Annotated in this window: 8 protein-coding genes; 5 read left to right on the top strand and 3 right to left on the bottom strand. The window is 73.6% G+C overall.

Going from position 1 to position 12,389, the window contains the following annotated elements:
* Window position 1: 1 nt before the first annotated feature.
* A complete protein-coding gene (locus ACIPPM_RS06815) occupies window positions 2-2,818 on the top strand; it encodes an NHLP bacteriocin export ABC transporter permease/ATPase subunit (protein WP_401443868.1) in 2,817 nt (938 codons plus the stop codon).
* Between the two features lie 195 nt (window positions 2,819-3,013).
* Here the strand turns inward: ACIPPM_RS06815 and ACIPPM_RS06810 are convergent, their stop codons facing one another.
* Window positions 3,014-3,436, bottom strand: coding sequence for a subtilase-type protease inhibitor (locus tag ACIPPM_RS06810; RefSeq protein ID WP_401443866.1), 423 nt, complete (start codon window positions 3,434-3,436; stop codon window positions 3,014-3,016).
* Window positions 3,437-3,889: 453 nt separating this feature from the next.
* Between ACIPPM_RS06810 and ACIPPM_RS06805 the strand changes: the two genes are divergently transcribed.
* Both ACIPPM_RS06805 and ACIPPM_RS06800 read left to right on the top strand, forming a co-directional pair.
* Window positions 3,890-5,449 carry a purine-cytosine permease family protein gene (locus ACIPPM_RS06805; protein ID WP_401443863.1) on the top strand — a complete coding sequence of 520 codons (1,560 nt, stop codon included), beginning with the start codon at window positions 3,890-3,892 and terminating at the stop codon, window positions 5,447-5,449.
* A 101-nt stretch (window positions 5,450-5,550) separates the two neighbouring features.
* Window positions 5,551-6,375 (top strand): NAD(P)H-binding protein, encoded by an 825-nt coding sequence (locus tag ACIPPM_RS06800; protein ID WP_401443861.1) that lies wholly within the window; start codon window positions 5,551-5,553, stop codon window positions 6,373-6,375.
* 12 nt (window positions 6,376-6,387) lie between these two features.
* On the opposite strand, the gene ACIPPM_RS06795 is transcribed toward ACIPPM_RS06800, so the two are convergent.
* On the bottom strand, window positions 6,388-7,296 hold the full coding sequence (locus tag ACIPPM_RS06795; protein ID WP_401443859.1) for a hypothetical protein: 909 nt from the start codon (window positions 7,294-7,296) through the stop codon (window positions 6,388-6,390).
* Window positions 7,293-7,712 carry a hypothetical protein gene (locus ACIPPM_RS06790; protein ID WP_401443857.1) on the bottom strand — a complete coding sequence of 140 codons (420 nt, stop codon included), beginning with the start codon at window positions 7,710-7,712 and terminating at the stop codon, window positions 7,293-7,295. The genes ACIPPM_RS06795 and ACIPPM_RS06790 overlap by 4 nt, the downstream gene beginning before the upstream one ends.
* A gap of 141 nt (window positions 7,713-7,853) precedes the next feature.
* Between ACIPPM_RS06790 and ACIPPM_RS06785 the strand changes: the two genes are divergently transcribed.
* Both ACIPPM_RS06785 and ACIPPM_RS06780 read left to right on the top strand, forming a co-directional pair.
* The gene (locus ACIPPM_RS06785; RefSeq protein ID WP_401443855.1) at window positions 7,854-11,186 is read left to right on the top strand and encodes a CHAT domain-containing protein; all 3,333 of its coding nucleotides are present in this window, start codon (window positions 7,854-7,856) and stop codon (window positions 11,184-11,186) included.
* A gap of 36 nt (window positions 11,187-11,222) precedes the next feature.
* A complete protein-coding gene (locus ACIPPM_RS06780) occupies window positions 11,223-12,383 on the top strand; it encodes a tetratricopeptide repeat protein (RefSeq protein ID WP_401443853.1) in 1,161 nt (386 codons plus the stop codon).
* Window positions 12,384-12,389 lie beyond the last annotated feature (6 nt).

Genomic DNA, 12,389 nt, shown 5'->3' with positions numbered 1-12,389 from the left:
GATGACGTCCACGCACGATGGTGATCTGGTGCTGGGTGCCCTCGGCTCGCTCGGTACGCGGGTCGACTGCGCCGGGCTGAACCGGCTGGATCTCGAAGGTCCGCAGGTGCTCTGGCTGGTGGCGGCGGGCGCCCTCGACCTGTTCGCGGTGGACGCCGCCGAGCAGGGCCACTGGCACCACCTGGGCCGGGTGGAGGCGGGCGCGCTGCTGCTCGGCCCGGTCGCGGGACCCCAGCACACCCTGGTGGCCCGCCCGGTGCGGGACTGTGTGGTGCACCGGGTGAACCTGCGCGAGCTGTACCAGGGCGCGCACACCGAGACCTGGTCGTACGACGAGTACGGCAACCCGCAGTACGTGCCGCCCTCCTCCAGCCCGCTGGAGTACGCCCTCGCGCTGGGCGTGGGCCGCGGCCTGTCGGTGCTGTTCCAGGCGCCGCTGGCCGAGGACCGGTCGGTGGCGCCGTCGGACGACGACGTGTTCTGGATGCAGGTGCCGCCGGGCAGCGCCCAGTACGGCTCGATGTACGGCGCGGAGGCGGCCGCCGATCTGCTGATGGACCCGGCGCTGTGGCAGAGCCTGGTCGACCAGCAGTACCGGCTGCTGACCGCGCTGGACCGGTGGATCGAGCAGCTGGAGCGCACCCACGAGACGCGGGCGGCGGCCGGTATCAAGGCCGGTGAGGCGGTGCGCGCCCACGCCGACCAGACGCTGCTCGCCTCCATCGGCAAGCGCTCGGCGCAGCGGACGACGGCCGCCGACGCGGACGCCGGGTACGCGGCCTGCAAGCTGGTCGCCCGGGCGGCCGGGATCACGCTGGCCGACCCGGCGCGCGGGATCGGCGAGAGCGAGCGCCTCGACCCGGTGGAGCGGGTGGCGCTGGCCTCGCGGGTGCGGGTGCGGGCGGTGCGTCTGGAGGGCAACTGGTGGCGGGAGAATGTGGGCCCGCTGGTCGGTCATCGGGCGCTGTCCGGGGCGCCGGTGGCGCTGCTGTGGCGGCGCGGCGGCTATGTCGCGGTGCAGCCCGCGAACGGCCGGGAGACGCCGGTGGAGAAGGCGAACGCGGAGGAGTTCGAGCCGCGTGCGGTGATGTTCTACCGGCCGCTGCCCGAGAAGCGGCTCGGCCCGCTGGGCCTGCTCCGGTTCAGCCTGGGCGGGACCCGGAACGATCTGCTGAACCTGCTGCTGGCGGGGCTGGTGACGGTGGTGATCGGCGCGCTGGTGCCCATCGCCACGGGCAAGGTGCTCGGCGAGTACGTGCCGCAGGCGCGGGAGAACCTGATCGCGCAGGTGTGTCTGGCGGTGATGCTGAGCGGGGTGGTGTCGGCGGCGTTCACGCTGCTGGAGAACCTGACGATCCTGCGCCTTGAGGGCCGGATCGAGGGAGCGCTGCAACCGGCGGTCTGGGACCGGCTGTTGCGGCTGCCGACCCGGTTCTTCAGCGGGCGGTCCACCGGTGAGCTGGCGAGTGCCGCGATGGGCATCAGCTCGATCCGGCGGCTGCTGGCGGGCGTCGGCCCGGTGGTGGCGCAGTCGGTGACGATCGGCGCGATGAACGTCGGTCTGCTGCTGTACTACAGCGTGCCGATGGCGCTGGCCGCGATCGCGATGCTCGTGGTGATCGGCGGCGTCTTCACGGGGCTCGGGCTGTGGCAGGTGCGCTGGCAGCGGCGTCTGGTGACGCTCGGCAACAAGCTGAACAACCAGGCTTTCCAGACCCTGCGCGGGCTGCCCAAGCTGCGGGTGGCGTCGGCGGAGAACTACGCGTACGCCGCGTGGGCCGGTGAGTTCGCGCGCAGCCGGGAGCTCCAGCAGAAGGTCGGCCGGATCAAGAACCTCAGCTCGGTGCTGGGCGCGGTGTATCTGCCGGTGTGCACGCTGGTGATGTTCATGCTGCTGGCGGGCCCGGCGAAGGGCTCGATGTCGGCGGCGTCGTTCCTCACCTTCAGCACGGCGGTGACGATGGTGCTGACCTCGGTCACCCAGCTCACCGGCGCCTTCGTGTCGGGCGTGGCGGCGCTGCCGCTGTTCGAGGAGATCCGCCCGGTGCTGGACGCCACCCCGGAGGTGCGGGCGGGAAGCACCCGGCCGGGTCCGCTGACCGGCGCGCTGGAGGCCCGGCGGCTCTCCTTCCGGTACTCCGACGACGGCCCGCTGGTCCTGGACGACGTGTCCTTCGCGGTGCGGCCGGGCGAGTTCGTCGCGGTGGTCGGCCCGAGCGGCTGCGGCAAGTCGACCCTGCTGCGTCTGCTGATCGGCTTCGACAAGCCGGTCTCCGGCAGTGTGCTGTACGACGGCCAGGATCTCGGCGCGCTGGACCAGTCGGCGGTGCGGCGGCAGTGCGGGGTGGTGCTCCAGCACGCGCAGCCGTTCAACGGTTCCATCATGGACGTGGTCTGCGGCACCGAGCCGTACTCGCCGGAGGAGGTCATGGCGGCGATCGAGCTGGCGGGCCTCGCGGAGGACGTGCAGCGGATGCCGATGGGACTGCATACCATCGTCGCCGGGAGCGGCGCGGTCTCCGGCGGGCAGCGCCAGCGGCTGATGATCGCCCAGGCGTTGATCCGCAGGCCGCGCATCCTCTTCTTCGACGAGGCGACCAGCGCCCTGGACAACGAGACCCAGCGCACGGTCATCGAGTCGACCCGCAAGCTGAACGCGACCCGGATCGTGATCGCGCACCGGCTGTCCACCGTGATGGACGCGGACCGGGTGGTGGTGATGGAGGAGGGCAAGGTGATCCAGCAGGGCACCCCCGCCGAACTGCTCGCCGACACCGGCGGCCGGCTGCACGAACTGGTGCGCCGCCAGCTGGCGTAGGGGCAGACGCAGCTGGATGTGCCGCTTCCCGGCGAGGCCCCCCACGGACCTGCCGGGAAGCGGCTGTGGGTCCGGAAGGCGGCGGCCCCACTCCGCCTCGCCCTCCCGGTACGGGATCGCCGGTCGCTCCGCCGTAGGGGCCGCACTCCCCACTCGCGAAACCGGCCCTGTGCACGGAGCCCGTGCGATCCCGGTCTAGAACGCGAAGACGCTGCTGTCGAGCGCGTCCTTCGCGCAAGCGTTGCCGAACGTGCGCTCGTAGGCGACCCGTTGGCCCTGCCAGACCCCCTGCACGGTGACGACCACCGGGTCGTACTGGCGGGTGCAGTGCACGTCGGGGCGGGCCTTGAGGGCGGTGAAGTCGCCTCTGACCCCGCGCAGTTCGGCGCAGGCGGCGACCGCCGCGGGGTGGGTTCCGGTGGCCGTGGGCGCGCAGCTCAGGGTGACGGCGCGTTCCGGGGTGACCGTGGTCGCGCCGTCGCCGTGTCCGGTGGTGAGGACCAGTGCCGAGGGCGCGTACAGGGAGGCGGGCGCGGCTGCGGCGGGCCCGGTCAGGGCTCCGCAGACGGCGGCGGCGGTGAGGCCGAGGGCCCCGGCCCAGCGCGCGGTGTTCCGCATGGTGTGCATCCTTCCGCTCGATCAGTTGAGGGTGTGCCGCCCGGAACCCTGTGGGGCGCCGCTGCGGCGTGCGCCACTCTGCCGAGTCCGCAGCCGGAACACACATCCCACCCATGACTTTCAGTAACATTGCGTATTGAATCAGTGGCGCGAAGTCACGGAATTCGAACACGTCGGCCCCGTAACGCCGGGGATTCCGCATACCCGCATCGGCCCGATGGCCGGAACTCACCGCCTGAGCAATCGGCCTGAAACATTCCGGTCACGCATGTCGGGGCCGCTTTCACGATCCGCCCGTGACACCTTCACGATTCCTCGCGTTCGTACGGGTGGCGCCGGGCGGGACGGGTGGGCGAACCCTCCATCGGGGCGGTTGAGGATGGATGAAACATCCCCTGGCCGCACGCTCCGATCCGGCCGTACGGTCGGCAGACCCCGTACCTGGAGCCCCAGTTGACCTCACAGCCCACCGACTCCCCCGCCCCGGCGCCCTCGCTCACCGAGGTCGAGCCCTACGGTGTGGAGCGGATTCCGGACGCGGAACGCACCGCGACCCCGTTCGATCTGTTCCGGGTCGCCTTCGGCGGCGCCAACACCTTCTCCACCTGTGTGCTGGGGGCGTTCCCGATCCTGTTCGGGCTCTCCTTCTGGCAGGGCCTCGCGGCGACCGTCCTCGGGGTGCTCGCGGGCGCCCTGATCCTGTGTCCGATGGCGGTGTTCGGCCCGGCGAACGGCACCAACAACGCGGTGTCCTCCTCGGCCCATCTGGGCGTGCACGGCCGCGTGGTGGGCTCCTTCCTCTCCCTGCTGACGGCGGTGGCGTTCTTCTCCATCTCGGTGTGGAGTTCCGGCGACGCCCTGGTCGGCGGCGCGCACCGGCTGTTCGGCCTCGGGCGCGGCACGCTGTCGTACGTGGTCGCGTACGCGCTGTTCGCCGGGCTGGTGCTCGCGGTGTGCGTGTACGGGTTCCGGTTCATGCTGTTCGTCAACAAGATCGCGGTGACCTCGGCGACGGTGCTCTTCCTGCTGGGCGCGGTCGCGTTCGGCGGTGACTTCGACCCGTCGTACGCGGGCACGTTCACCGCCTCGGCGGACGCGGCCACGCAGGCCATGTTCTGGCCGTCGTTCATCGGCGCGGCCCTGATCGTGCTGTCCAACCCGGTGTCGTTCGGGGCGTTCCTGGGCGACTGGTCGCGGTACATCCCGGCGGACGCCCCGCGTCGGCGGGTGGTCGGCGCCGCGTTCCTCTCCCAGCTCGCCACGCTGCTGCCGTTCGTGTTCGGGCTGGCGACGGCGAGCATCATCGCCACCAAGGCGCCGAAGTACGTCGACCCGGCCGCGCCCGACTTCGTGGGCGGGCTGCTGGCGATCTCGCCGAGCTGGTTCTTCCTGCCGGTGTGTCTGCTGGCCCTGATCGGCGGCATGTCCACGGGCACGACCGCGCTGTACGGCACCGGGCTCGACTTCTCCTCGGTGTTCCCCCGGCTGTCGCGGGTGCGGGCGACGCTGCTGGTCGGCGTGGTGTCGATCGCGTTCATCTTCGTCGGCCGGTTCGCGCTGGACCTGGTGCAGTCGATCTCCACCTTCGCCACGATGATCATCACCTGCACCACCCCGTGGATGGTGGTGATGATCCTGGGCTTCTTCACCCGTCGCGGCTGGTACGACCCGGACGCACTCCAGGTCTTCAACCGACGCCAGCGGGGCGGCCGTTACTGGTTCACCCACGGCTGGAACTGGCGCGGGATGACCGCCTGGTGGGTGTCGGCGCTGCTGGGCGTCCTCTTCACCGACATTCCCGGCCAGTTCGTCGGCCCGCTGGGCGACCTGGCGAACGGCGTCGACATCAGCCTGCCGCTGTCGCTGGCCGTGGCGGCGGTGCTGTACCTGGCCCTGCTGTGGCTGTTCCCGGAGCCTCGGGCCGCGTACGGACCACAGGGCGCGCGGTGGGTGCCGACCAAGGAGGCTCCGGTGCCGCCGATCACGGAGGCGCCCACCCTGACCACCGTGTGACCTCCGCCACAACCCTGTCGCTTTCCTCTAGGTACCTACTGTCCTCGCGACAGTAATTTCGCCGTGCACGAGGCAAGTCGGACTCGGGACGGAGAAACAACATGATCGTGGTGACCGGAGCGACGGGGAACGTCGGACAGCCCCTGGTGCGGGCGCTGCTGGCGGCGGGCGAGCGGGTGACGGCGGTGTCCCGGCACGGCTCCGACCGGCTCCCGGAGGAGGCGCGGCAGCACCGGGCCGACCTGGCCGACCCGAAGAGTCTCGCCCCCGCGCTCGACGGGGCAAAGGCGCTGTTCCTGCTGACCTCGGGCGACTTCGCGGCCACCGAGGGCGCGTTGGGCGACCTGCTGGACGTGGTCCGGTCCGGGGGTGTCGAGCGGATCGTCCTGCTGTCCTCACAGGGGGTCGGCACGGGCGACCATCCGTCCGGCCCGGAGGACGCGGTCCGCGCCTCGGGGCTCGGCTGGACCGTGCTGCGGGCGGGCGGCTTCCACACCAACACCCTGCGGTGGGCGGACGCGGTGCGCGCGGAGCGGACGGTGACGGCGCCGTTCGGGGATGTCGGGCTGCCGACCGTCGACCCGGCCGACCTCGCGGAGGTGGCCGCGCTGGCGCTGCGGGACGCCACCCATGCCGGGCGCGGGTACGAGCTGACCGGACCGGCCCCGGTGTCGCCGCGCGAGCAGACCGCCGCGATCGGGGAGGCGCTGGGGGAGCCGGTGCGGTTCGTGGAGCAGACGCGGGAGGAGGCGAAGGCGGTGATGACGCGGTTCATGCCCGAGCAGGCCGTGGACAGCACGCTCGACATCCTCGGGTCGCCGTCGGCCGGTCTGCGGCGAGTGAGCCCCGACGTGGAGAAGCTGCTGGGCCGGGCGCCCCGGTCCTACGGCGAGTGGGCGGTACGCCATGCGGCCGCCTTCCGCTGAGGGCTGGGCCGGTCAGTCCGGCTTGCCCAGCAGCCGGGTCACCTCCTCCCCCGTCGCCGGGGTGAGTCGGCCCGCGCACTCCAGGCCGAGCGCCTGGGCCAGGTCCTTGCCGTGCAGGTCGACCAGTGCCTCCGCGAGTTCCGCGAAGGACGCCGCCGCCGTGCGGCCGCGTACGGCTCCGGTGGCCGCCGTGACCACGCCGACCAGCGCGGCGGGCCACCACCAGGCGGCAAGCAGGAGGTAGGCCAGGCCCCAGGCGGTGAGCCGGGCGGCGGCACTCAACGCGGCGCGGGCGGAGCCCAGTTCGGCCCGTGTGCTGTCGGGGGCGAGCAGCCAGAGGTGGGGCCAGGCGACGGTCAGGTCCAGGCGGTAGGCCCGCCAGACGCGCCGGTCGGGGGTGGTGACCCGGTCGCCGGTCCAGCAGGGGTGGCGGGGTGCGACGAGACCGACCTCGTTGCGGCGGACGTACCGCGCCTCCGCCTCGTCCGCGAGAGCGTCGGCGTCGGCCGCGCCGCCCAGCCGGGCCCGCCCGGCCGCGACCAGCGCCGTACGGTAGGCGTCGTCGGCCGCCCGCCACCGGCGCAGCCGCCGTGCCGTCAGCCACCGGGTCACCGGGCCGCGCGGCCCCGTCAGCCAGACCCGCTCGACCAGCGCGCCCACCGCCTGCACACCGGTGCCGGTCAGCGCGGCCCCGGCCAGCACACCGACCGCCACCACCGCGAGCACGCCCACGCTGTGCGCTCCCGGCGCGGCGGCGAGGGTGTCCAGGCGCTCCCGCAGCCGCCCGGTGTCCTGCCAGTGCCGCTGGCCGAGGGTAACCGCGACGGCCAGGGCGACGAGGTACACCAGGCCGGGGATGGCCAGCAGGGCCAGCCAGCGTTCGGCCAGCTTGCCGCCGAGCGCGTTGAGGAACGCGGTCACGGGCGCAGCCCGGTCTCCCGCAGCGGCCGTCCGAAGATCCCGCACCGCGCGGCCGGGCCGCCCTCCGGCGCGGGCGCCTCGACGCGGGCACAGCCCCCGCCCGGACAGGCCAGTACCCGCAGCAGGGGGTGCCCGGCGCCGGAGAACCTCCGGTAGACGGGCGGTGTGTCCGTCCGGTACGAGCCGAGGCCCGCGGTGAACCCGGCGGCCAACAGCAGGTCCTCCAACTCGTCGAAGGACTCCTCCAGTTCCTCGGGTGAGCGGCCACCTCGCACCTCGGCGGTGATGTGGTCGATCAACCGGTGCCCGTCCGGCCCGAGTTCGGGCACCCGGGAGGCGCCGAGCCGGTGACACAGCGCCGCGAGCCGCTCGTGGCCAGGCCCGTCGTGGCCGTCGTCGCCGTCGACGTCACTCATCCCCGGACCTCCCCGTGTCGGCCGACAGACGACTCAGCATAACGAGAGCCTCCGGTGGACCAGTTGGGTAAAATCGGGCTCAGGGACTCCCGTGGGGCAAGCCACGGGTCAGAGCCCGCGGCGAGACATACGGGGGCCGTCATGGCGGACGCGCACGGAGCCGTCAACGACGCGCTTCGCCAAGTCGCCGCTCTGGTCGATGAGTTCGACCGCACGGGTGAACGCCATTCGCTGGACCGCGCGGTCGGCGTCTGCCGGGACGCCCTGCGCACGACACCGACGGACGACCGCGGACGCACCGCGTTACGGGCGGGGCTGCGCAGCACCCTCGTGATGCGCTGGTCGGCGCTCCGCGACCGGCGCGACCTGGACGAGTCGATCACCCTGGGCCGTCTGCTCGCCGAGGGCACGGCACCCGACGAGCAGGACCTCCGCCTGCTGGGCCACATGCTGGCCGAACGCTACGAACTCGACCGTGATCCGGCCGACTTGGCGACAGGGATCACCGCGTTACGGCGCGCCGCCGAACTGCCCGTGCGCGGCTGGGACAACCGGCCGTTCATCCTCGACACGCTCGGCGGCCTGCTGGAGAAGCGCGGCGAGGCGACGGGCGACGGCGCCGACCTGGTGGAGGCGGAGCGGCTGCGCCGGGTGGCCCTGGCCCTGCTGCCCGAGGACTCGCCGGAGCTGCCCACCGTACGGAACAACCTGGCGGCGACCCTCCGCCACGCCGCCGAGCTGTACCGGAACCCGGACCAGGCGCGGGAGGCCGTGGAGCTGCTGGGCGCGGCCCTCTCCGGCACCCCGCCCGACTCGCCGCGCCGTCCGCAGGCGTTGTTCAACCTGGCCACGGCCTGGCAGACGAAGGCCGAACTGACCTCCCAGACGGCCGACGTCGAGGCCATGGTCGCCGCACACCGCGCGGCCCACGCCGAGACCCCCCAGGGGCACCCCCTGCGGGTGCGGACCCTCACCGGGCTGGGGGTGGCGCTGCGGCTGGCGGCCGAGCACACCGAGGACACCGAGCCACTTCGGGAAGCCGTGGCCCTGCTGACCGAGGCCGTGCGGGAGACGCCTCAGGGAAGTCGGCCGCTCCCCCACCGGCTGAACAGCCTCGGCAACGCCCTGCACCGGCTCGGGGAACGCACCGGCGACGCGGCCCTGCTGGACGAGTCGGTACGCGTCCTGCGCGCCGCCATCGCGGAACCCTCGCCCCAGGAGGAGGGCCACTTCGACCGGGTGGCGAACCTCGCCCTGGCCCTGCGCGAGCGCTACCACCAGACGAGCGACCTGGAGACGCTGCGCGAGGCCGCCCGGCTGGCCCGGCTGGCGCTGAACACGCCCCGTACGGCGCGGGACTCCGACACCCCGCTCGCCAACCTCGGGGTGATCCTCCAGACCTGGTCCGACCGGACGGGTGACCCGGACGCCGCGAGCGAGGCCGTGGACGCGGCCCGCGAGGTGCTCGCCCGGACCCCACCGGGCGGCACGAAGCGGGCCATGCGGCTGAACCACCTCGGCAACGCCCTGTTCAAGCGGTACGAGTCCGGCGGCGCCCCGGCCGATCTGGCCGAGTCGGTCGCGATCCTTACCGAGGCCGTGGAGCGGACGGCGTACGGCACTCCGGAGCACGCCGACCATCTGCACAACCTGGGTCTGGCCCAGCTCACCGGCGCCCGCGCGGCCGAGGACCCGGCGCTGCTGAACCAGGCGGTGACCACGCTGGGCCGGGCGGTGTGGGCGTCGGCCCCCGGCGCGCCGCACATCGCCAACCGCCTCCAGTCGTACGCGTCCGCGCTGCGCACCCTGCACGAGGTGACCGAGGACCCGGCCGTGCTGCTCGCGGCGGAGGACGCCTACCGGCAGGTCGCCCGGATCGCGACGCTGCCCGCGGCGCAGCGGGTCCGGGCCGCGTACTCCTGGGGCATCGCCGCGGGGGACGCGGGCCGCTGGGAGCAGGCGCTCGAAGGGTTCGAACTCGCCCTCTCCCTGCTGCCGTTCAGCATCACCAGACGGCTGAACCGCAGCGACCAGGAACACGGGCTGACCAGTGTGCAGGGGCTGGCCGCCGACGCCGCCGCGTGCGCGGTGCACCTGGGCCGCCTGGACCACGCGGTGCTGCTGCTGGAGCAGGGGCGGGGGGTGCTGCTCGGGCAGACCATCGCGGCGCGTGCCGAACTGGAGCGGCTGCGGGCCGCGTATCCGGAGGCCGCCGACCGTTTCACGGGGCTGCGCGACCTCATCGAGGCGCTGGACTCGGCGGAGGACGAGACCGGCCAAGGGGTGAACGCCGACGAACGGCACGCGCTCGCGGCGCGGTGGGAGCGGCTGGTCGCCGAGATCCGCGCGCTGCCGGGCTTCGGCGGCTTCCTGGCCGGTCCGACCACCGCCGAGGTCCAGGCGTGTGCCGGGCCGGGGCCGGTGGTCGTGGTGTACGCGAGTCCGTACCGCAGTGACGCGCTGGTGCTGCTGCCGGACCGGGTGCTCCTGGTCCCGCTGCCGGACGCGGGACCTCCGGCCGTGGAGAGGCAGGTGGGGCGCCTGATCGCCGCGCTCGCCGGGGCGGCCGACCCGGACGGGGAGCGGGCCGCCCAGGAGACGGTCGCGGAGGTGCTCGGCTGGACGTGGGACCACGTCACCGGGCCGGTCCTGGACGCGCTGGGGCTGTCCGCTCCGCCTCCGGACGGCGCCTGGCCGAGGCTGTGGTGGTCGCCGGGCGGGCCGCTCGCCGCGCTGCCGCTGCACGCGGCCGGTCACCACGGCGACCCCACGCGTACGGTGCTGGACCTCGCGGTCTCCTCCTACACACCGACCGTCCGCGCCCTCGCCTACGCCCGTGCCCGCGCGGCGGGCCGTCCGCCGACCGGGCGCCTGCTCGCGGTGGTCGTGCCGGACGCCCCCGGTGCCCGCAGGCTCGGCGGGGTGCGCCGGGAGGTGCGGGAGCTGAGCGCGCTGCTGCCGACCGAGGTGGTCGCGGGCGCGCGTGCCACGTTCGCCGGGGTGCTGGCGGCGCTGCCCGCGCATCCGTACGTGCACTTCGCCTGTCACGGGGTGAGCGAGCCGGACGACCCGTCTCGGGCGCGACTGCTGGTGCAGGACCACCAACAGCATCCGCTGACGGTACGTCATATCTCGCGCCTCGAACTGCCGGACGCCCGGCTGGCCGTGCTGTCGGCCTGCGAGACCGCGCGGGGCTCGGAGCGGCTGGCGGACGAGGCGATCCACATCACCTCGGCCTTCCAGATCGCCGGGTACCCGCACGCGATCGGCACCCTCTGGCCGGTGCACGACGCTGTGGCGGTACGGGTGACCCGGAGCCTGTACCGGGGGCTGCGTGGCGAACCCCGCGCCGAATCGGTGGAGTTGGACGCCGAACGGGCGGCCCTCGCGCTGCACCACGCCGTCCGGGAGTGCCGGACGGCCTTCCCCAGCAGCCCCAGCCTGTGGGCCGCCCATGTGCACTCCGGGGCGTGAGACCCCGGAGCCGGACGAGAGAGGAGGGGTCGGGAGATGGCCCTTGGACGACGCGGGAAGCGCGGGGACGACGCGGGGCGGGACGCCCGGCCGACGCCCCCGCCGGAACCGGAACTGCCCCCGGCCGCCGACCTGGTCTTCACACTGCTCGGGGACGACGGCAGCGAGCAGGAGATCTCACGCGTCGGCCTGCCCCCGCACGAGTTCTACGGCATGCGGGCCAACGCGGCCCATCAGCGGCTCGGCCCCGAACACCCGGAGACGCTCCTGGCGTTCCGCGACTACGCCCGCGTGCTGACCCATATGGAGGGCCGCCAGGAGGAGGCGCGCGAGCGGCTGTGGGACCTGGTGCGCATCCAGTCCCTCACCATCGGCTACGTCCACGAGGACACCCTGACGACCGCCGCCGACCTGGCCGGTCTGATGCACGTCACGGGCGAGCTGGGCAAGTCCGAGGAGGTGTGGCGCAGCGTGTGGACCAGCCGGGCCGAACTCCTCGGCCCCGACCACCCGCACACCCTGGACAGCGCGGCCTCACTGGCCTCGGTGCTGGAGGACCTGCGCCGGGAGGCGGAGGCGGCCGCGCTGCGCCGGGATGTGCTGGAGCGCCGGAAGCGGCTGCTCGGCCCGGACGACCCGGCGGTCCTCTCCGCCACCGGCAGCCATGCGGCGGCGCTGGTCAAGGCGGGCCACTGGGCCGAGGCGGAGCGCGAACTGCGCCTGATGGTCGCGCGGTTGGAGCTGCTCGGCCTCCAGGACGACGGCATCGGGCTGGCCGCGCGGGCCAACCTGGGCGCCGCACTGTGCCGACTGGACCGTCTCGACGAGGCCGAGGCGGTGATGCGCTCCGTACTCACCGCCCAGCAGCGCGCCAAGGGCCCGGACCACGACGACACCCTCTCCACCCGCAACAACCTCGCAGCCGTGCTCCACGCCCGCGGGCGCTACGCGGAGTCGGCGCACGTCCTGCGCGAGGTCCTGGCCCTGGTGTCCCGCCGGAGGGGCGAGGCCCATCCCGACACCCTCCACGCCCGCGACAACCTGGCCAACGTCCTGATCGACAACGGCGACCACCAGGAGGCCGCCACCCTCCTCACCCGCTGCCGGGCCGACTACGCCAGGATCTTCGGCCCCCACCACCCCCTGACCCGCACCGCGGCGGAACGACTGGCCTGGCTGCGGGACAACTCGTCCTGACCATTG

This window comes from Streptomyces sp. NPDC090119, from assembly GCF_044747085.1.
In the GTDB taxonomy this organism is placed as follows: domain Bacteria; phylum Actinomycetota; class Actinomycetes; order Streptomycetales; family Streptomycetaceae; genus Streptomyces.
The sequence above is the reverse complement of the archived record's forward strand: the minus strand, read 5'-3'. Positions and strand labels throughout refer to the sequence as shown.